Here is a 23163-nt window from a genome sequence, read left to right as displayed (position 1 = left end):
ATCTTTATATTTTAATTTATGAATACGATTTTAAATATATTACTTTCAACTAGAACTATTTCAAAACATCTATCATAAACTAATATAAATAGTATTTTTAAATTTTGATTAGGAGGAAATCATGAATCAAACCATTGTATTGATATTTTTAATATATTTATCTATGCAAAGAAAAGAAAATAAAAAAACTATCTCACTAGATTTAAAAAATTTAGATATAGATAATACTTATAAAAAAATAAACATTCTAAAAAAAATTGGTCCCTATTTCCCAGAAGAAATAATACCTATACTCAACAAATCTCTATTCTTGACAGAAAAAATAGTTAAAATATGCGAAGTAGCAGACTTTGTATCAACAAATAACTACTATCAGGAAATAAACTCAGCTAGAATAGATAACAATAAAGAAAAATTCAACTACATAATATCCACATTAAAGCAAGAAATTCCTGAAGAAAAAATAAAATCAATGGACTACCCAATGAATATAATACTTAACTATGACAAATACAAATACATGATGAATATAATATCAATTATAATTTCTAATCCTCAAAGTTTAAATGATCCAAATGAACTTCTGAAAGCTTCTGAATCTTTAATGGACGGTATGAAAGAAAATGAAAAAGAAAAGATTAAAGATATGATGAAAATGTTTGAGCTGATGAAAGCATTAGAACCATCAAATAAAGAAAAAGGTCCAAAAACTAAATAGTTTCTGGACCTTTTAATCTTTCTATTAAATTTTTCATATCTTCTGGAAGTGGAACTTGAAACTCTATTCTCTCATTAGTTCTTGGATGTTTTGCTCCTATATAATATGCATGAAGAGCTTGCCTATCTATAAATGGACTAGGTCTATTGTAAAGAACATCACCTATAATAGGATGTCCAATGTGTTCTAGATGTACTCTTATCTGATGACTTCTTCCAGTGTATATTTGTACTTCTAAAAGGGTTGCATCTTTATATCTTTCTACGACTCTATACCTAGTTTTGGCCTTTTTCCCATCTTCCATAACTACCTTTTTAATACTTTTATCTTCTTCTCTTCCCAAGGGTAAATCTATTATATCTTCATCCATTTCAACTATACCTTCTACTAGAGCTAAATACTTTTTCTCCACACTATTTTCTTCAAATTGTATAGCCATTTGTTGATGACTAAATGAATTTTTAGCTACTATCAATACGCCTGATGTGTCCATATCTAATCTATTTACAAATCTGATTTTCTTTTTTATATTATTTTTCTTGTAATAATAGCTTATTCCATTAGAAATTGTACCTTCTAAATGACTTTTCGTAGGATGTACAACAATATTGGGCTCTTTGTTTATTACTAAAAGATCATAATCTTCATATACTATAGATAAAGGTATGTCTTGAGGAAGCGTATTATCTATTTCATCTTCCATGACAATTGAAACAATATCTCCTAATTTTACTTTTTCCTTAGTTTTCACAGCTTTCCCATTTAAATAAATGGACTTTTCCCTTTTTAGTCTTCTGAAAAGTCTTCCAGAAATATTGTAGCTTAAAAGAACTTCTTCTACAGTTATATCATCACATTTTGCTTTAAATAGAACTACATTTTCACTTTCTTTCAACAAATCCATTTCTATCCTCCAATTATTTTAGCTTTTATTGTATAATATAAACATGACATTATTTATTATTATATCAAAATCTTTTTATTTTTAAATAAAAGGTTATTTAGGAGGGAATTTTTTGACACAGAACAAGAAGAAAATAATAAATATTATTTCCAATAGCAATTATGACTCTAGGAAAACTTCTCAAATATTATCGAAAAAATTAGAAGACAAGGGTTTTGTAGTGCCAAAGAAATATGACAAAAATGCTTCATTAAATATTTGCATTGGTGGGGATGGAGCTTTTTTGAGAACAGTTCACAATTTCAATTTTCCCAAGATACCTTTTGTAGGGATAAATACTGGACATTTAGGTTTTTTTCAAGAAATACTTCCTGAAAATCTAGATATATTTATAGACAAATACATAAAAGGAGAATATTTAGTAGAAGAAATATCACTTTTAGAAGCTAAAGTATGTACTAAATCCAATTGTGTAAAACTCATAGGCATAAATGAAATCGTCATAAAGGGCATAGCTTCTAAAGTAGTTCATTTAGAAGTATACATAAATGACAATCACCTTGAAAAATTTAGTGGAGATGGAATCATAGTAGCCACTCCTGTTGGCAGTACTGCCTATAATTTTTCCAGTGGGGGAAGCATTGTATACCCTACTTTAAAAACTATGCAAATAACCCCTTTATCTCCTATAAGTTCTAAAGCTTATCGTTCACTATCAAATAGCACAATTGTACCCGGAGATATGACTATAAAAATAAAGCCAGAATCTCTATATGAAAATTCTATTTTGATAATAAATGATGGGGTCCAGTATACATATAAAGATATAATTGAAATATATTTTACTATATCAAATATGACCATATTTAGATTGGTATTTGATGAAAATATGTATTGGAACAATTTAAAAAGCAAATTTCTATAGATTTTATGGAAAATACAAAGCAAGGGAAAATTCCCTTGCTTTTTGTTATATCAATTTACTCATTTCATCTACTAGTTGACCAAACAACTTCAATGCACTATCTACTGGTTCACTAGTAGTCATATCTACTCCTGCTTTCTTTAGTACATTTATTGGATAATCTGAATCTCCACTCTTTAAAAATCCAATATATCTATCTACTGCAGCTTTGCCATCTTTAAGTATTTGTTGAGATAAGGATACAGCTGATGAAAATCCGGTTGAGTATTGGAATACATAATAATTATAATAAAAATGAGGTATTCTTGCCCATTCACTAGCTATTTCATCATCAACTACCATTTCTTTGCCATAGTATTTTTCATTTAATTTTTTATAAGTATCATTTAAATAGGAAGCAGTCAATGCTCCACCATTTTCCACATATCTATGAATATCTCTTTCAAATTCTGCAAACATAGTTTGTCTATATACTGTAGTTCTAAATTGTTCTAAATAGTGATTTAATAGATACAATTTTTCACTGTCATCTTTTACATTTTTTAGCATATAGTCCATCAATAAACATTCATTTGTAGTGGAAGCTATTTCAGCTAAGAAGATGCTGTATCCACCATAAATATATGGCTGTGTAGTTTTAGAAAAATAACTATGCATCGAGTGTCCCATTTCATGAGCAGTTGTAAAAATATTGTCCAATGTCTCATGATAATTTAACAATACAAAAGGTTTAGAATCATAAGTTCCAGATGAATAAGCTCCACTTCTCTTGCCCCTATTTTCATAAACATCAATCCATCTAGTATTAAATCCTTCTTTTAATATTTTTATATAATCTTCTCCCAATGGTTCTAATCCCTTAGCAACTATATCTTTAGCTTCTTCAAAAGGTACTTTAATATCCACATCTTTCACTATTGGCGTATATAAATCATACATATGAAGTTCGTCTAGTCCCAACGCCTTCTTTCTGATTTCCATATACTTATGCATAGAATCAAGATTGTTGTTAACTGATTCAACTAAATTGTCATATACAGATACTGGTATATTGTTTTGGTCCAATGCAGCTTCTATACTAGAATCATAATTCCTTGCTTTTGCATAAAAAATATTTTTCTTAACACATCCATTCAACGTAGCTGCAAAAGTATTTTCAAATCCCTTGTAAGTATGATATAGTCCTTCAAAAGCATCCTTTCTAACTCTTCTATCTTTAGATTCCATCAATGGAATAAAGTTTCCATGAGTTATTTCAACATCATTGCCATTTTCATCTTTAATGATTGGGAATTTTATATCTGCATCACTTAGCATTGAAAAAATATTTTCAGGAGAATTTGCTACTTCACCCATTTGAGCAAGTAAGGCCTCTTCTTCTTTAGATAATATATGCTCTTTTTTCCCAAATACTTTTTCAAGATAGTGAGCATATATCCTAAGCCCTTCTTCTTCCTCTAAATACCTCTTCAAATCACTTTCTTGCAATGACAATATTTCAGGTATTATAAAAGAAGCTTTTTCTTCTATTTGAGCTGCTAAACTCATCCCTCTATCTGCAAGAGCTTGATAAGTACTATTTCTACTATCTTCATCTGACCTCATTCTTGCATATACTACTACGTTTTCAGTTAATCTAAATAATTCATCTCTAAGTTTAAGGACTTCTAATAGTGTAGCACTACTTTCTACAGTTCTACCCTCATACTCTGTTATTTTTTCTGCCAATTCTTGTGCCTTTTTAAAATCTTCTTCCCATAATTGATCATTCTCATACATTGATTCTAAATCCCATTTGTATTTTACATCAATCTCTTCTCTTTCTAATATTCTATTTTTTTCATCAGCCACATTATCCCCTCCTATTTTAGTCTACTAGTATAGTTTACATCATTTAATATAAATAATCTATTCTAAAATTTTATTTAAAACCTCTAGCATCAAATCTCTGGCTATAGGAGCTGCACTTTTCCCACCAGTTGAACCTTCATTTTCTAATACTACGCTTATAGCTACTTTAGGATTATCTGCTGGTGCAAAACCTATAAACCAAGCATGAGCCTTACCTGAAGCATTCTCAGCAGTACCTGTTTTCCCTGCTACCTTCACATTTTTTATTCTAGCACCTTTTCCAGTACCTCTTTTTACAACCTCTACCATCATATTTTTCACTTCATTGGCTGTAAAACTGTCTGTAACATGAGAAATATTCTCTGTATAATTAGTTTTTATCACATGACCATCAGGAGATATAATCTCTTTCACTAAAATAGGCTTCACCATATCTCCCCCATTTGCAATAGCAGAAGCTACCATAGCCATATTTAGTGGTGTAACAAGGACTTTTCCTTGGCCAATACTTGCAGCTGCAATATCTGTTTTCCCTATATTTTCCCTATAGGGAGATATAGATTTGCTCACAGGTAAATCAAAAGGCACACTCTTATTTAACATAAACTTTTCTGACACTTCTCCCATTTTTTCTTTTCCCACTTGAAGACCCATATTGGCAAAGTATGAATTGCAAGATTTAACTAAGGCTTCTTCTAAATTTAAATTTCCATGAGCCTTTCCACCATAATCTTTTAAAATATATCCATCAATTTTGGTTGAGCCAGTACATTTATAGTTTCTATCTATATTTGAACTTTCCAAACTAGCCACAGCAGTTATGACCTTGAAAGTAGAACCTGGAGCATATAATCCATTGGTAGCCCTGTTTAAAAAAGGGCTATCAGGATCTTCTACTATAGTCTTCCAATCTTCTCTCAAAGTACTAGGATTGAAGTTTGGCTGACTGACCATAGCATATATATCTCCTGTTTTAGGATTCATGACAACTATTGAACCTTTTTTCCCCTTTAAAAGACTGTTGGCCTTTTCCTGTATTCCATGATCTATTGTCAACTTCAATGTATTTCCTTCACTATTAGGTTCTATAATCTTCTTTAACTCGTTTAAAGTTGTATTCTCCTTTAAATTTAAAAGTTCATTGTTATAGCTTGCTTCCAATCCAGCTTTTCCATATTCCCTATAGCTATATCCAATTATATGTCCATAAAGACTTCCATAATTGTAATGTCTAGTAGATGATTCTTCAGTTTTTTCACTATATACCAATATCTTACCATTTCTGTCAATTATCATGCCTCGTAAAATATTTTCCTCATCTATCCACAATCTCTTGTTATAGCTGTTACTTTTTATAGCTGGAGCTGTAAAAACTTGAAAACAACTCAAATAAACTATTAGGCCTACAAAGAGAATACATACAACTGTAAAAACTCTTATCATTCTCTTAAGCTCTTTGTTCATTTTCTTCCTCTCCTTCTGTATCCAACTCTTCAGAAGCTACCTGTAAAATTCCAAGTGCGATAAAGCTAGCAATCATAGAACTACCTCCATAACTTATAAATGGAAGTGTAATACCCGTTAGTGGTATCATTTTAATGACACCACCAAATATGATAAAAGCTTGAAAACCAAACATTGCACTTATTCCAAAGGCAACAATCCTAAAAAACAAATTTTCTTGACTAAAAGCAATTTTAAATCCTCTATATACAAGAATCAAAAACAACATCATGACAGCAATACCTGCAAATATTCCCATTTCCTCACAAATAGCTGAAAAAATAAAATCTGTATGAACTGCAGGTATAAAATCAGGATGCCCAAGTCCAACTCCAGTTCCAAAAAATCCTCCACTAGCTATAGCAAATAAGGATTGAGTTATCTGATATCCTTTATTGTCTATATATTTCCAGGGATCTATCCAAGTTTCAATTCTTATCTTTACATGATCAAATATAAAATAGCTTGCCAAAGCTCCTACAAAAGCCAAAAACACATTATATAATATAAGCTTTCTATCTTCTTCATACACATACTGTATACTCAAAAATATCAGATAAAATACTGCAGCTGCTCCTAAATCTTTTTGTAAAAACAAAAATCCAATAAATCCATATACTACAAGGAATAATTTGTATCCTCCCTTTTTATCTAAATTGTACTTTTTTTGATTTGTGTAATAAGAAGCAACAAAAAAGATAAATAATAATTTTATGATCTCCGAAGGTTGAAAACTAAACCTTCCTATTTTAATCCAGTTCTTAGCACCACCAATTCTTTGACCAAAAATTAATGTAAAAATAAACAATATCATAGAAGCTATAACATAAAACTTAAGCCATTTATCCCAATCTTTTATTTTTTTTACAATAACATAAGTTATAAAAAAAGCCACAATTCCCGCACTTACCCAAACTACTTGTTTAGCTCCTAAATTAGGATCTATTCTATAAATCATGATTATTCCAAGGGTAATAAGCATAGTGACAATCAAAAAAATATAGTGATCTCCAGAAGATATTTTTAACAAAATAAAATTAGATATATATATAATGAATACAAGACTAACCCCTGTGATGAGAGTAAATTTATCTGGATTTTCAGCGTTATGGATAAATAAAAGAAATATAGCCATTAAATCTACCAAAACAAGAAGATTTCTTGGAACTCTATAACTAATCAATTTTTTATTCATTTTTTCAACTCCTTACTTCCTATTGACAAACAAAAATTCTATTTGTCCCAATCTAATACTGTCTCCATTTTTAAGTTTCACAACATCCATAACTCTGTCCCCATTTACGAATGTACCATTGGCGCTATTTAAATCTTCAAGATAAAAATCTCCTTCATCTTCAACTATTCGCATATGTTGCTTTGATATATATGGATCTTTTATACATATATTGTTTTGATTGCTTCTACCTATAGTCACATCTTTGTCAATGGGATAGACCTCTTTTATCTTAAATGGAAGAGTATCTTTTTGGTTTATAAGTTTTAAATAAGTACTCTTGTTGTATGTATTTAATCCCATTCCCTTTATATCTAAATATATTAGTCTTATGATACTGAACATAAAAAAATAGATAATAAATATAAACAAATATTTAAATGCTAATGATACTATATTGTACATAGAATATTTACCTCCAAAAAATTTCTCTTTTAATCAATGTTATCATATTATTTTTACAAAGTGAATAAAGTATTTTAAATTCTATAAAAATCTGATAAAATGAATATGTACATGATACTAAGGAGGTTTTCAGATGACAAGAAAAATATATCGTTCTTCTACTAACAAAGTAATATCCGGTGTATGTGGTGGATTAGGTGAATATTTCAATGTAGATCCCTCCATCATAAGAATTTTTTGGTTAATGCTATCCATAGCAACGAGCGGAACTGGTGTTCTAGCATATATCATATGTGCATTGGTAATCCCTGAAGGTAGCAACACTACCATTTATTATGATGAAAATGACAACAATTATAAAAACAGTGCAGTATTTGTTGGTATAGTTTTAATAATAATAGGTGTAGCTCTTTTAATCAAAAAGATATGGCCTTGGTTCAGTGTAAAATGGTTTAACTTCACTAAATATTGGCCTGTATTATTAATAATTGCCGGAATCTACGTTATATATAATCAAAAAAAGAAATAATATTGAAATCTTGATTTTTATGTAATTAATAACTACTGGTCAAACTTTAAACTAGAACATTTTTATAATGCACTAGAGTGGTATGATACACAAGATGTAACTTTGGGAGGGTAATATCCCTCTTTTTTATTGCCTATTGTTTGAGAAAATGCTAAAATTAAAGCACTACTATAGATGAGGAGGATGAAAATGAAAGACTATAGTGTATTTGATATTCTAGGCCCTGTGATGATAGGTCCTTCTAGCTCTCATACTGCTGGTGCAGCTAGATTGGGAAAAGTTGCAAGAGAAATTGCAGGAGACAATTTTGACAATGTGTGTTTTTATCTCCATGGTTCTTTTGCAAAAACTTACAAGGGCCATGGAACTGATAGAGCACTGGTAGCAGGTGTGCTAGGAATGGATCCCTCTGATGAGAGAATTAAATATTCTTTTCAAATAGCAGAAGAAAAAGGTATAAAAATAAAGTTTATTGAAACAGATTTAGGATATGCCCATCCAAATACTGTAAAGATTGTATTTCAAAACAAATATGGAGATACTTTCTATGTAACAGGTTCTTCCATCGGTGGAGGAAGTATCTTAATAACTGATATTGATGGAAACAAGGTAGAATTTACTGGAGATTTGCCCACTTTGCTTTTGAAATACAAGGACAGAAAAGGAACTATTAGCAAAATAAGTACTATATTATCTTCAAATGATATAAATATTGCTACTATGAAAGTTACTAGAGAAAGAAATATTGCTACTATGGTTGTAGAAACTGATACTTTAGCTAATAAAAATGCAATTGAAGAAATATCTAAAAATGAAGATGTTTTTTATATAAAGACAATAAATCCTATAGATAAGAGGTGATATTTTTGTACAATCATGGTGAAGATTTAATTCAAATTTGTAATGAAAAAAATAAGAAAATATATGAAATAGTTTTAGAAAAAGAAAGTGATATCACAGGAAAATCTATTGATGAAATCAGAAAAGAAATGAATGAAAATTTAAAAGTAATGATAGAATCCTCTAGCCATGCGATAAACAATGAAGTAGTCTCTGTAAGTGGACTAATAGGTGGAGAATCAAAAAAAGTCATGGAATATAAAAATAGCCATGAAACAATCTGTGGAAACACTATAAATAAAGCTATGGCAATGGCTCTTTCAACATCTGAAGTAAATGCTTCTATGGGAAAAATAGTTGCAGCACCTACAGCAGGTGCATCTGGAATTCTTCCAAGTGCTCTTATTACTGCTAAAGAAAAGTTTAATCTAAATGATGATGACATTATAAACGGACTATTTACTGCTGCAGGAATAGGTGAAATAGTCGCAAAAAATGCCACTGTTTCAGGGGCCTATGGAGGATGTCAAGCAGAATGTGGAGTAGCTGCTGCTATGGCTGCTGCAGGAATAGTTGAAATGCTTGGTGGAAGTCCTGAAACCTGTCTACATGCTTCTAGCATTGCTATTATAAATATAATGGGCCTTGTATGTGACCCTATAGCTGGATTGGTAGAATTTCCTTGTGCCTTCAGAAATGCTTCTGGTGTTGTCAATGCTCTTATTTCTGCAGACTTAGCACTAGCAGGAATTAAAAGCTTGGTACCCTTTGATGAAGTAGTAGAAGCCATGTATAGAGTAGGAAAATCTCTACCTGATACATTAAAAGAAACAGCATTGGGAGGATTAGCCGCTACTCCAACTGGAGAAAAATTCAAGGAGAGGATTTTATGACAAGACATTATTTTCTATAATTGTTTCTGGATATTCAGGTAGCGATATACTTGCCAAACAACTTATAAGCAGTCTAAATATAAATAAAACATTTAGACTGCCACCATATTTCTCCCTTATGCCTACGGCCAATGATAGAAGAACTATAAAAAATGTACCACATATTAAAGAAAGGGCAAAAAATTTTGCCCAAAATATAATAGACGAAATTAAAAAGTAATATTATCGTATGCTTATATACTTCCATTTCCCTGTTCCAAATCTAATATAAATAACTATCCATCTTGCAAACTGGTCAACAAACATAGCAATCCAAGCCCCTATTAGACCCATTCCCAAGACATTTACAAATAAATAAGCAAATAATACCCTTAAAATTAGAACTCCAACAAAAGTAGCAACAAGAGTCCAAACCGTATCTCCAGCACCTCTAAGTCCACCTGCTATGATCAATTGTGAAGACTGGAAAGGTTGAACAAAAGCGATGACTTTTAATATAGTTGAAGCACTTTTTATTATTTCAGGATCTTGGGTATATAAACTTACAATTTGAGCACCAAAAAAGAAAAATAATACTGCCATCGTTGTTGAGATGATAGAGCCTATTTTTCTAGATTGCTTGATATAATTTTCAGCTTCGTAAAGTTCATTAGCTCCAAGACTTTTTCCCACTAATGAAGAAGCTGCTATACCAAAAGCCTGCCCAGGAGTAAAAGATAAACCTAGTATATTTAAACATATTTGGTGAGTAGCAAAAGCTACAGTACCTAGTGAAGCAACCATCTTTACAAATAAAAGTACTCCTACCCTAAATGCTATTTGTTCTAATGAAGCTGGAACACCTATTTTTATAAGATTATAGATTATATTTTTATCGTATTTAAAAGGATTTTTTAGATTGACTTTTACTACACTATCTGTTTTCAATATATACCTACCAAGAAAAATACTAGCTATAATTTGAGATAAACAAGTGGAAATTCCAGCACCAGTAACTCCTAATTTAGGAAAACCTAAAAGCCCATATATAAGAAGTGCATTTCCTATGACATTTACCATATTTGCCTTTAAATTTATTTTCATAGGAGTTTTAGTGTCTCCAATCCCCCTTAGTACTGCAGATATTGAAAGATTAAAGGCTTGAAATATAAAACCAATCATTACTACTTTAAAATAATTGTGACCAACTTGTATTGCATCTTGCTCAGCACCTAAAAAAGCCATTATCTTTTCTGTAAATACCATGCCAAATATAAATAGTGGTATAACCAATAAAACTAAATTTAATAGTACTACATGCTTAATTACAGTTTCAATTCTATCATATTTTTTAGAACCAACATATCTAGCTACCATGGCAGTACCACCTACATTTAGAGCTTGTACAAGGGACAATCCTATAAACAGTGGTTGATTAGTAATTCCAACTGCCGCAATAGATGCAGCTGCTATTTGAGGATTTTTTATCCTACCTAACATCATCATATCAATCATGCCAAAAAGTGTCCCCAAAAAAAGCTCAACCAATACAGGCAAAGCTATTTTCAATACATCATCTTTAATTTTTTTAACTTGCTTTTTCTCATCACATTCTTCCATAAATACCACCTCTTTAAAATTTCGATACCCTAAACATTATATCATATTTAAAACACAAAAAGAAGACTGAAAGTTTATTAGTCTTCTTTTTGTGTTTTAAATTTATGATTTGATATTAGTTTGTATATTTACTTTTTATATATTTATCTATAGCAGCTGCAGCTTCTTTTCCTGCACCCATAGCTAAAATAACTGTAGCTGCACCAGTAACTGCATCTCCTCCAGCGAAAACACCTTCTCTTGATGTTTTTCCAGATTCATCTGCTACTATACATTTTCTCTTATCTACTTCAAGACCTTTAGTAGTTGAAGGAATAAGTGGATTAGGTGATGTTCCAAGAGCCATTATGACAGTATCTACTTCAAATTCAAATTCAGATCCTTCAATAGGTTCTGGTCTTCTTCTGCCAGATTTATCAGGCTCACCAAGTTTCATTCTTACACATTTAATTCCTTTTACCCATCCTTTTTCATCTCCAACTATTTCTATAGGATTAGTAAGAAGTTCAAAATTTATTCCTTCTTCTTTTGCATGATGTACTTCTTCTACCCTTGCTGGAAGTTCTTCTTCTGATCTTCTATATACTATCCATACTTCTGCTCCAAGTCTTTTAGCTGTCCTTGCAGCATCCATTGCAACATTTCCTCCGCCTATAACTGCAACTTTTTTGCCAACTTTTATTGGTGTATCATATTCATCTTTAAAGGCCTTCATGAGATTGTTTCTAGTAAGGAATTCATTTGCAGAAAATACCCCATTGTAGTTTTCCCCAGGTATTCCCATGAATTTAGGAAGCCCAGCTCCAGAACCTATAAACACTGCATCATAATTGCCTTTTTCAAATAAATCATCTATTGTAATAGTTCTTCCTACTATTACATTTGTTTCTATTTTAACTCCTAGTTTCTTTAGATTTTCTATTTCATGTTTGACAACGGTATCTTTAGGAAGTCTGAATTCAGGAATCCCATAAACTAATACTCCACCTGGTTTGTGAAGTGCTTCATAAATGGTTACATCATAGCCTTCTTTTGCTAAATCCCCAGCACAGGTAATTCCCGCAGGGCCTGAACCTATAACTGCTACTTTGTGTCCATTTTTTTCTTTAGCTGTTGCTACTTCAATATTGTGTTCTCTTGCCCAGTCTGCAGCAAATCTTTCAAGCTTTCCTATAGCTACAGCATCACCTTTATTTCCAAGTACGCATTTAGACTCACATTGTGATTCCTGTGGACATACCCTTCCACAAACTGCAGGAAGTGCGGTATATTTTGCAAGTACTTTAGCAGCTTCAGCAAAATTTCCTTCAGCAATTTCATGAATAAATTCTGGAATATTTACTGACACAGGACATTTTGTCATGCATTGAGGATTTTTACAATTTAAACATCTCTTTGCCTCTGCTACAGCTTCTTCTTCTGTATATCCAAGACAAACTTCTTTAAAATTGTGACTTCTAACTTTAGGAGGCTGTTCTGCAATAGGTACTCTCTTAAATCTATCCATTATTTAGCACCTCCTTGTTGACACTTACAAACATGCTGTCCATCTTTTTCTGCTTCCTCAGTTTTATATTGAGTTTGTCTTCTAAGTGCTTCATCAAAATCAACAAGATGACCGTCAAATTCAGGTCCATCTACACAAGCAAATTTTGTTTCATTTCCTACAGTTACTCTACATGCTCCGCACATTCCAGTGCCATCTACCATGATTGGGTTAAGACTTACAATAGTCTTAATTCCAAGTTCTTTAGTCAACTTACATACAAATTTCATCATTATCATAGGTCCTATACAAACAATAAAATCGTATTTTTTACCTTGATTTTTCACAAGATCTTCAATTAAATTAGTCACCATACCTTTAAAGCCATAACTTCCATCATCTGTTGCAACATATAGATTTCCTGCTACTTCTCTCATTTTTTCTTCAAGAATGACTAATTCTTTAGTTTTAGCACCTATGATTACATCTACATCAATTCCTCTTTCATGGAACCATCTAGCTTGAGGATATACTGGAGCAGTACCAACTCCTCCTGCTACAAATAAAACTTTTTTCTTTTTTAATTCATTTATATCCTCATTTACATATTCAGAAGGTTGTCCCAATGGTCCTACAAAATCTTCAAAATAATCTCCTACATTGTATTGTGCCATTTTCTTTGTAGAACAACCTGTAGATTGAACAACAATAGTTACAGTCCCTTTTTCCGTATCATAATCACATATAGTCAAAGGAACCCTTTCCCCTTTTTCGTCAGCTATTACTATTACAAACTGACCTGGCTGTGCTGATTGTGCTACCCTAGGAGCCAAAATATCCATTGAAAAAATATTTGGAGCTAGATTTTTCTTATCTACAATTTTGTACAATTGTCACCCTCCCTTATTTATTAACACAAATATTATTATAATATTTTATAAATTGAATTAATAATTGTTCATAAGTCAAAACATGACTATTTTCTATAGCACGTGACATATCCACACAAAGCTAATTCTATCACAATTTATTTGCTTGTTCAATAACTTTCTAATTTCATTTTTTTGAATTTATTTTATTTATTTTCTGAATACTATGCATCCATTTTCTAAACTATCAATGATAACTAGAGAATCAACTCTAACTCCATCATTTCTAAGTAAATCTCCACCCTTTTGAAAACCCTTCTCTATTACAATACCTGCTCCTATTAAATTAGCATTTGCTTGTTCTATAATATCTTTCAATCCCAACAATGCCTTTCCATTTGCCAAAAAATCATCTATTATAAGTATATTGTCACTTTTATCTATATATCTTTTAGAAACTCGTATTTTATACTTTTTATCCTTTGTATAAGAATAGACATTGCTCTCATAAGTTTCTTTATCTAAATTTCTTGACTCTGTTTTTTTAGCAAAAACCACAGGAACATTAAAATATTGGGCAGCAATACATGCAATAGCAATTCCAGAAGCTTCTATTGTTAATATTTTATTTATATTGTCTTTTGCAAATCTCTTTTTAAATTCTTTTCCTATTTCATTAAGTAGTTCTACATCTATTTGGTGATTTAAAAAACTATCTACTTTTAAAATATCTCCATTCTCAACTCTACCTTCCCTAAGTATCTTTTGTTTTAGTAGCTCCATTTTTTCACTCCTTCCCCTCATCATTATCCAATGAGATTTTATAATAGTTTATATAAAAAATCAATTGATAATTAAAATAAGCTAAAGTCAAAAATATCTTTAGCTTATTTTTCTTTTATTTCCACTTGAACAAAATGAGATATTTTGTCATTGACCAAATTTATATATTCTTCCTTTATATCTCGACCATCTATTTGTATATGCCTTTCTCCACTATTTACTTTATGTGGATTTTTAACTTCAATGGTATAAATTGTATCAAAATATTTATATTCAATATTGTATAAACTCCAATCTCGTGGAATACAAGGTTTAATATATAATCTATCTTTCTCTACTCTAAAACCTAAAATATCCTCAAGACCTATTTTATACATCCAACCTGAAGAACCTGTATACCAACTCCATCCACCTCTACCTACATGAGGCTCTATTCCATAGATATCTGCAGCTATTACATAGGGCTCTACTTTATATTTAGAGCATTCTAACTGCGTACGTGCATGATTTATAGGGTTTATCATATTGAAAAGTTTAAGTGCTTTATCTCCCTCTCCCATCATAGCAAAAGCACCTATCACCCAAGCTGCTGCATGGGTATATTGAGCTCCATTTTCTCTTACCCCAGGTACATAGCTTTTAATATATCCTGGATCTAAAACTCCATCAGAAAAAGGTGGAGTCAAAAGAAGAATCATTCCATCTTCTTCTCTTATAAGATATTTTTGAACTGATTCCAAAGCCTTTTTGTTTTTTTCCTTTTCTCCCAAAGATGATATGACTGCCCAAGATTGAGAAATAGAATCTATTCTACACTCATCATTTTCTTTAGAACCAAGAGGAGTTCCATCATCAAAATATGCTCTCAAATACCAATCTCCATCCCAAGCATTTTTCCCCATAGCAACCTTTAAATCATACAATACTTTTTCATATTTTTTTGCCCTTTCTTCATCTTTTTTATATTTACATATAGGTATAAAATCTTTTAATACACTTCCCAAAAACCATCCAAGCCAAATGCTTTCACCCTTTCCCTTATATCCAACTTTGTTCATGCCATCGTTCCAGTCTCCAGAACCCATAAGAGGCAATCCTCTTTCTCCAAATTTAAGAGATTTTTCAATAGCTCTGATACAATGTTCATAAACTGTACCAATCTCATTAGAAAGGCTTGGCACTTCATATCTTTCTTGTTCTTCCTCATTAAGTACTTCACTTTCTATAAAAGGAACTTTTTCATCTAAAATTGAATAATCTCCTGTAATACTCACATATTCTTCAGTAGCATATGGCAGCCATAGTAAATCATCCGTATATTTAGTCCTGATACCCTTGTGGATATCTGTCATAGGTGATGGATGCCACCAATGCTGTACATCCCCTTCTTTAAACTGATGTCTGCATACATTTAAAATTTGTCTTCTACACTCACCAGGAAAAACATATATAGCATTCATAGCATCTTGCATTTGATCTCTAGCTCCATAGGCTCCCCCGACCTGATAAAATCCTGCCCTTGCCCACATTCTTGAAACCACCGTCTGATATATGAGCCAATTGTTCATCAACAAATTCATAGAAGGATCTGGGGTTGATACCTTTATTATATCCAACTTTTCCTTCCAATAATTTTGGGCCATATTTAGTGCTTCTTTAGATTTTTCTACATCTTTATATTTTTTCACTAAATCATATCCTGATTCTATATTTTGGCTTTCTGCCATCAACAATGTTATTTCACACTGACTTCCACCTGGTATACTTAATTCCATTTCTATAGCCCCACAAGGATCGTATCCTATTCCAGCTCTATTGGAAAGAATATCTTTTTTTAATCCTTCTGGTTTTTCTAACGAGCCAAAATTTCCCAAAAACTCAATTCTATCTCCAGTAAAACTCTTTATATCTATAGAAGAAGCTAAAAATATAGTACTACCTTTAAACTCAGTATTTGTTGAATTCTTAATTACAAATATATCTGTAGTTTTATCCATATAAGTTTCAATATTTCTAGCCGTTATCTCATCACTCACCCCTAATACTGGCCTTATATAATATACAATTGTTAATTTTCTTTCAATATTGGAATTGTTTTTCAATTTAATTAGATTTATTTTAATATTTTCTTCTAAAGGTACATATACATCAAGTATTTGTTCAATTCCATGACTATAATGATAAAATCTTGAATAGCCTTGCCCATGAGTTATAATATACTCTTCTTTTTCTCTTATGGGTGAGGGAGTCATAGTCCATATATGACCATCCTTATCGTCACGTAAATATATTATTTCTCCAGGCACATCTAATAAAGTGTCATTGTACCAAGGTGTAAGTTTGTTTTCTCTACTATTATGAGCCCAAGTAAATCCAATCCCTGTTTCAGAAACTATAAAACCAAAGTTCCTGTTCGCTATAACATTTACCCATGGAAGTGGAGTATTTACACTTTCTGCAAGTCTAATTATATACTCACCATCTTTTGAAAATCCTCCATATCCATTAAAAAAATCTAAACTTAATGGTACTTCTATCATGGGATATTCTAAGTTTTGTTCTTCAAAATTTCTATATTGAATATGATATGTCAGCTTTTTTTCTTTAGAAAAACCTTCTTCACAATTTACAATCATTGTAGCCCATTTAAATAGCAATGCCTTATCCTCAAAGGACATATTTATTTCATTTCTTATAAATATACCACCACTTATATTCAGCATATTTCCCCTATATTCATATACTACCTCTTGTATACTTTCAAATAGTGGTTGATAATATATACTTTCATCTTCATTTAGTATGACTAAGTCTAAAGATATTCCCTTGAAAGTCCAATACCCATGAGCTTTCAATATTTCTTTTAGCGTATCTAATCCTTCCAATGTTTTTATTCTTACAAGTATTATAGGATTGTCTCCAGATATTCCATAGGCCCAAAGGCCTTCTTGTCCCTTAGTATTTTTCTTTATGATATCTTCATATTCTCTTTTATCTCCATTACTTGGAAAAATCAATTTAGATAACAGCCTATCATAAAATTGTACTTCTTCTTTTTTATAATTCAAATATCCTATTTCTGTCTGACTTCTAGTATAGGCCAGTTCAAAAGCAAGAGATAAGCTTATCTCATCTCTATATTTCTTTGCTATATCAATAGCTTTCTCCTTGCTATCAGAAATTCCAGTTATAAAACAAATATCTATACTATCGCCACTTTTGATCTTAACCCTTTTTTTAATACTCATAATAGGATCAAGTACTGAACCTACAGTATTCGTCAAATCTCTATATAGACAATTTGGATTTTTGATATCATTTCCTCTACCTATAAAATTTCCTCTATTTGTTTCATATTGAAAACTATCTTGACTACTCCCCTCCGCTTTTACGCTATGGACTATCCATACTGCATTTATATCTTCACTTCTTTTTCTCCTATATCCAATAAGTGCTTCATACTCTGGTACAACTTCTGTTTTAACGAATAGATTGCTAAAAACCGGATGTGCCATATCGGATTCTAATCTATCTCCAACCAATTCAAAATAACTCATAACTTCTATTAGCACATCTTCATCACTATTGTTAGTTAACTTTATCTTTCTTATCTCTCCATCATCTTCTGAAAATAGTACAGTATCCATTTTAGTTTCAATAAATCCATCTCTTCTATAAAAAGTAACCTTGTCATTAGAAAACTTTACATTGTACTCATCAGGTTCAATTCTCGTAGGTTCATAAGCAGCAGACCAATATTTATCATGGGTCAAATCTTTTATATATATAAAAGTTCCATACTGCCTTGTATATAAATCTCTTCTCCATCTGTTTAAAAATATATTGTCTTTTTTAGAATAACCTGAACCTCTATTGGTAATCAAAAGAGAATAATTCCCTGATGAAAGAATATGACATTCCAATTCGCCTAAATGCTTTTTGCCATAAGATCTTACTACTTGCATTTCCTTCTTTGTCATTCTATATTCCATATCCATTGTATTCTCTTTTTCTTTAGCAACTATTATATTCGTTGGAATCTTTTCTTGTAGCAATATCTCCCCAATTTTAATTTGAGGATTTCTATGAAATCTATCAATCAAAATATTGTTGTTTAAAAAATTATTTATGGCTAAAAATATCATCCCTTGATGATGAGTCATATAACTTTTGACAATAGCTTTATTCATATTTTGAGGTAATCTTTTACTTGTATAATCTATAGCTTCATATAGACCATATTCACCATTCATATTTTCCCTTAAGAGATTATTTATATTTAGTGATACATATTGAGGAGCAAAGTTTAATGCAAGCATAGATGAATAAGGAGATATAACTAAATCTTCTCTTAAGCCCCTTTTAAAACCTAATTGAGGAACACCAAAAGCTTTATACTGATAATTTAAGTTCACATCAAAAGCAAAAAAACCTGATTCAGATATTCCCCAAGGTATTTTCTTTTTCTTGCAGTACTCTCTTTGAATTTTTATAGCTGTATTGTATGTTTCATTCAATAAAGTATTTTTATAGTCTTTCATGATCAAAGATGGCATAAGATATTCAAACATTGTTCCTGTCCACGAAGCAAGACTTATATAGCCATTTTTGACTATCAAAGATCTTCCCAATTTAAACCAATGTTTTTTAGGTACTTCTCCTCTACAAATAGCAATATAGCTCGTAATCCTAGCTTCTGAAGCTAAAAGATCATAATATGAATCTAACATTTTTTTATCTTCAACATTGTATCCTATTGAAAATAAATTTTTCTTTTCATCATAAAGAGGAGCAAATTCAGTTTCTTCAATAAATTTATCAACTTTATCAATTAAATTTTCTGTTTTTGAAATTAAATCACTTACATTTTGGTACAATACCATTATTTCTTCTTTTGTACTTTCATCTTTTACAAGTCTTAAATTTTCTTCATAGTATCCTTTCAATCCAATCAAAGAAATTTCCCTATCAATTTTTTCATAACCATATTCTATAGTTTTCGACAATAACTCATTGGGCATAAAAGTACTATATTCATGCAACAATGCTTCAATTCTATTTAAGCTATTCTCTATCCACTTATCTTTTAAAATTTCTTTTCTTTTTAAAACATCATTATATATAGCTTTCAACCCATTTATATCATCATCTTCAAGTTTTTTTAACTGTTCAAGTATTTCTACTCTATCATTCTCATTTTCAATAAGATTGATAGTATCTAAAAGACCACAAAATAGTTTTTTATCCATTAAAGGCTTTTCTAGATATTCTTTAAGTCCTGAATTCAGTACATAAAGATAAGAAACAAAGTTTCCACTATCTACCGTTGATACAAAATAAGGTCTCAAAGGCTTCAAAGTTTTTGTATTGTACCAATTAAATAGATGACCTTCCCATTTATCCATCTTTTCTATAGAATCTACAACTCGACTTATATATCTAATCATTTCAGAAGTAGTTATATATCCAAAATCTCTTGCAGACAAAATAGCTAAAAGCAAAAATCCTATATTTGTAGGAGAAGTCCTATATGCTACCCCATTATATGGAAATTCCTGAAAATTATCAGGTGGTAAAAAATTATTTTCTTCATTGGCGAAAGTTTCATAATAATCCCAAGTTTTTCTTGCGATTTCTACGATTTGTGGAATATGTATATATTCTTTGTTTTCCCCATCTGGAATACTTATGAAATAAGCAATCATTGGTGATATAAACCACAATCCAGATACAATTGATGCCAAGTATATGTTTTCAATTTTAAAAACATATACCATGAAAATATTGACTATACTCAAAACAATACTGCTTTTCATTCGAATAAAATGGCTTTTAAAATCATTTTTAAGTTTCTTTTCCATATCAAAAGCTGTTGTCCACTCAAGTAAATTCTTTTTAGATATAAATACTCTATATAGAGTTCTGCAAATGGCATCCATCATAATAAAAGCTTCATAAGGCAAAAATACAATAGAAAGTATCCCTTGGTAAAAGCCCCCTTTCAAAACTGACATTTTATCTCCATGTAGCAATATTCTTTTTGGAGCTTTGCCATGTAAAATTTTGGATGCCAAAGATAATAAAAAAGGCAAAAATATTGCCAATAATACTATCCCTAAATAAACAAAAGTATTTCCCGGGAAAATTGAAAATCCCAATATTGTCAGCAATAAAAGACTAGGTGCTAAAATACTTCTCCTTAGATTGTCCATTATTTTCCATCTAGATAGTTTCGATATAACATTTTCTGAACTATTTTTTAGCCATCTTATTAGCTGCCAATCTCCTCTTACCCATCTATGAAGTCTCATTATGAATGAAATATATTTTTGTGGATATCCATCTATCAATTCAATATCTGTTGCTAATCCTACACGAATATAACTACCTTCAAGTAAATCATGACTAAGTATTGAATTTTCTGGTATTGAATTTTTTAAACATTTTTGGAAAACTTCTAAATTGTATATTCCTTTTCCAGTGAAAATTCCTTCTCCAAATAAATCTTGATATATATCTGAAACTGCTGTAGTATAAGGATCTATTCCTCCTTGACCTGAATATATTCTTGTAAATATAGATTTATTTGAACTCTCAATATCCACTAGTATTCTAGGTTGAATTAAACCGTAACCTTCTTTTACAATATTCTTTTTTTCATCTACAACTGCTACATTTAAAGGATGCGAAATAGTACCTATGAGTTTTTTTGCAGTTTCTAGTGGCAATTTTGTATCAGCATCTAATGTGATTATATACTTTATATTGCCTTGAAGATGAGAGATATCACTAGAGATGACTGAATATGTTGTATCTTTCTCTCCTAACAATAAATCATTTAACTCAACTAATGCTCCTCTTTTTCTCTCCCATCCCATCCATCTATTTTGGGTATTTGAATAAACCCTATCTCTATGGAAATAATAAAAAATTTTTTCATTCTTTGAATACTTATTGTTTAATTTTTCAATAGCCTCTAGTCCAGCTCTAATTATTAAAGCATCTTCATTAATTGTTTCTGATTCTGAATCCTTGAAATCCCCAACCAAAGCAAAATATAAATTTTCCTCTCTATTTGCCAAATAATGCATTTCTAATTGTTCTGCCAATTCTTCTACTCTTTTTAAATCCGTTAAAAGTGTAGGAATAACTATAAAAGTTTTCATATCATCAGATATGCCAGATTTTAATTCAAGTTTTGGCAATAGTACAGGTAAAAAAATTCTTGAGAATATTCTATTAAATATAGAAATAAAAATAGATACAAGCGGTACCCAAGTCGCTAATCCAACTAAAATAGTCATTCCTAAATTGCTATTTAAATAGGCATATCTACAGATAAATATTTCAATTATCAATGTAGAAAAAATTATAGGTAGAATGTAATATTTTTCACTTTTTAGATAAATTCCATTTTCCCAATCTTTTTTCCCAAGACTTTCAAATATTTCACTTCTACCTCTATCTACAATATAAAATCCTACATGAGCTTTTTTATCTCTCCTGCCTTCATCATATTTCTCTTTAGCTAATTCTAATGCCTTTTTCGCAACAAAAGTTTCTTGAACATTTAATTTATAGGCTAATTTTTCTACGTGGAATTTGTAGTAGTTTTTGGAATTTTCATCCATATTCGTATAAACATCTAGTGGATCTTCTTTCAATATTTCTTCCACTATACATACAGAGTCAAAAATATCTGTCCAGTCTAAATTAGATATATCTTTCAAGCTAATAATACAATTTCCAATAGTCATTCTTAAAGTAGCTTGTTTGTTGTATTCTTTTTCGATTATATTTTTAATGCTAGTGCCAAGATAATTTAGCTTTTTTTCAAGAATAGCAATACTTTCTGTTTCTTCATTTTTCCTCATCCTAAAAAATAATCTCTGTAAAAATGAAGAATTTAAATTAAAATTGCTGCCAAACTTATTTTCTGATTTAAACACTGTTTTAAAATCTATTTCATCTGCTTTTCTCCATTGTTCATTTATATTGTGAATTTTTATACAAACATTTTTTATATATTCCATCAATGACAAAGTAAGCATAAGAGACAAGTATGATACTTCTTTTATAGTAAGAATATTTTCTTCTTGATAAGCATTTACAAAATCAACAAGAAAATCTTCAAGGACTACTCCTTCTGTGTGTGATACAAGCTCCAATGCAAGTACATAAGTTCTTGGATAGCCTTTCAATGTGCCACTCTCTAAAGTATTTAATTTAATCTCTTTTTCTCCTTCTAAACTCTGCCTTATTCTCTTGTACTGAAGTTCTATAATATAAAAATTGTCTAGCAGCCATTCAGAAGCCTTGGGCAATTCAAAATTCGCATTTACTTCTCCATTTAATTTTAAATATATCTTTTCAATTTCTTCAAAATTTTTATCCAAATTATATAGTAAAAAATCTTTTACATCTACTTTCTTAAAAGAAGTATGACTTCTGCCCAATTCTTTTCCATGATTTATAAGCTCTTCTTTTGTCAACAATACATCTTTTACCTCTTCAATAAAAATATGCTTTTCATTTTTTAGATAAGCTACTATATACACTAACAACAGCAATAGTATTGAAAAAATCGAAATATACATTAGCCACATACTATTCATTCCTTTCAG

15 protein-coding genes are annotated in these 23163 nt (G+C 30.5%); 5 read left to right on the top strand and 10 right to left on the bottom strand.

The genetic code is table 11. The features are described 5' to 3' along the window. The first annotated feature begins 121 nt into the window (after window positions 1–121). On the top strand, window positions 122–718 hold the full coding sequence (locus ACFWUA_RS08485) for a hypothetical protein (RefSeq protein ID WP_416197613.1): 597 nt from the start codon (window positions 122–124) through the stop codon (window positions 716–718). Here the strand turns inward: ACFWUA_RS08485 and ACFWUA_RS08480 are convergent. Further along, window positions 711–1622, bottom strand: coding sequence for an RluA family pseudouridine synthase (locus tag ACFWUA_RS08480; RefSeq protein WP_416197612.1), 912 nt, complete (start codon window positions 1620–1622; stop codon window positions 711–713). The two genes, ACFWUA_RS08485 and ACFWUA_RS08480, sit on opposite strands and share 8 nt — an antisense overlap. A 112-nt stretch (window positions 1623–1734) precedes the next feature. Here ACFWUA_RS08480 and ACFWUA_RS08475 point away from each other — a divergent pair, with 112 nt between their 5' ends. Next, window positions 1735–2547, top strand: coding sequence for an NAD(+)/NADH kinase (locus ACFWUA_RS08475; protein WP_416197611.1), 813 nt, complete (start codon window positions 1735–1737; stop codon window positions 2545–2547). Between the two features lie 45 nt (window positions 2548–2592). Here ACFWUA_RS08475 and pepF read toward each other — a convergent pair whose 3' ends face one another. The 4 genes from pepF to ACFWUA_RS08455 are packed head-to-tail and all read right to left on the bottom strand — an operon-like array spanning window position 2593 to window position 7540. Next, a complete protein-coding gene (pepF, locus tag ACFWUA_RS08470) occupies window positions 2593–4398 on the bottom strand; it encodes an oligoendopeptidase F (protein WP_416197610.1) in 1806 nt (601 codons plus the stop codon). A 57-nt stretch (window positions 4399–4455) separates the two neighbouring features. Continuing rightward, window positions 4456–5862: a peptidoglycan D,D-transpeptidase FtsI family protein gene (locus ACFWUA_RS08465; protein WP_416197609.1), complete on the bottom strand. Its 1407-nt coding sequence runs from the start codon at window positions 5860–5862 to the stop codon at window positions 4456–4458. Next, on the bottom strand, window positions 5846–7096 hold the full coding sequence (locus tag ACFWUA_RS08460) for an FtsW/RodA/SpoVE family cell cycle protein (RefSeq protein ID WP_416197608.1): 1251 nt from the start codon (window positions 7094–7096) through the stop codon (window positions 5846–5848). The genes ACFWUA_RS08465 and ACFWUA_RS08460 overlap by 17 nt, the downstream gene beginning before the upstream one ends. Window positions 7097–7108: 12 nt before the next feature. Beyond that, a complete protein-coding gene (locus ACFWUA_RS08455; protein ID WP_416197607.1) occupies window positions 7109–7540 on the bottom strand; it encodes an FHA domain-containing protein in 432 nt (143 codons plus the stop codon). 133 nt (window positions 7541–7673) lie between these two features. Between ACFWUA_RS08455 and ACFWUA_RS08450 the strand changes: the two genes are divergently transcribed. The 3 genes from ACFWUA_RS08450 (at window position 7674) to sdaAA (ending at window position 9802) form a co-directional block, all read left to right on the top strand. Continuing rightward, a complete protein-coding gene (locus ACFWUA_RS08450) occupies window positions 7674–8069 on the top strand; it encodes a PspC domain-containing protein (protein ID WP_416197606.1) in 396 nt (131 codons plus the stop codon). A 189-nt stretch (window positions 8070–8258) separates the two neighbouring features. Next, window positions 8259–8930, top strand: coding sequence for an L-serine ammonia-lyase, iron-sulfur-dependent subunit beta (sdaAB, locus tag ACFWUA_RS08445; protein WP_416197605.1), 672 nt, complete (start codon window positions 8259–8261; stop codon window positions 8928–8930). 5 nt (window positions 8931–8935) lie between these two features. Next, window positions 8936–9802 (top strand): L-serine ammonia-lyase, iron-sulfur-dependent, subunit alpha, encoded by an 867-nt coding sequence (sdaAA, locus tag ACFWUA_RS08440; RefSeq protein ID WP_416197604.1) that lies wholly within the window; start codon window positions 8936–8938, stop codon window positions 9800–9802. Window positions 9803–10024: 222 nt separating this feature from the next. Here the strand turns inward: sdaAA and ACFWUA_RS08435 are convergent, their stop codons facing one another. From ACFWUA_RS08435 to ACFWUA_RS08415, 5 genes are all read right to left on the bottom strand, one after another. Next, window positions 10025–11401: an MATE family efflux transporter gene (locus ACFWUA_RS08435; RefSeq protein WP_416197603.1), complete on the bottom strand. Its 1377-nt coding sequence runs from the start codon at window positions 11399–11401 to the stop codon at window positions 10025–10027. Window positions 11402–11516: 115 nt separating this feature from the next. Continuing rightward, window positions 11517–12908: an NADPH-dependent glutamate synthase gene (gene gltA / locus ACFWUA_RS08430; protein ID WP_416197602.1), complete on the bottom strand. Its 1392-nt coding sequence runs from the start codon at window positions 12906–12908 to the stop codon at window positions 11517–11519. Further along, entirely contained in the window at window positions 12908–13777 is an 870-nt protein-coding gene (locus ACFWUA_RS08425) for a sulfide/dihydroorotate dehydrogenase-like FAD/NAD-binding protein (RefSeq protein ID WP_416197601.1), read from the bottom strand. Before ACFWUA_RS08425 ends, gltA begins: the two co-directional genes overlap by 1 nt. A 189-nt stretch (window positions 13778–13966) precedes the next feature. After that, the gene (locus ACFWUA_RS08420; protein ID WP_416197600.1) at window positions 13967–14539 is read right to left on the bottom strand and encodes a xanthine phosphoribosyltransferase; all 573 of its coding nucleotides are present in this window, start codon (window positions 14537–14539) and stop codon (window positions 13967–13969) included. 104 nt (window positions 14540–14643) lie between these two features. Then, window positions 14644–23145 carry a GH36-type glycosyl hydrolase domain-containing protein gene (locus tag ACFWUA_RS08415; protein WP_416197599.1) on the bottom strand — a complete coding sequence of 2834 codons (8502 nt, stop codon included), beginning with the start codon at window positions 23143–23145 and terminating at the stop codon, window positions 14644–14646. Between the last annotated feature and the right edge of the window lie 18 nt (window positions 23146–23163).

This window comes from Sporanaerobacter sp. (genome assembly GCF_047830725.1).
In the GTDB taxonomy this organism is placed as follows: Bacteria; Bacillota; Clostridia; order Tissierellales; family Sporanaerobacteraceae; genus Sporanaerobacter.
This window is presented reverse-complemented; position numbering and strand designations above follow the sequence as displayed.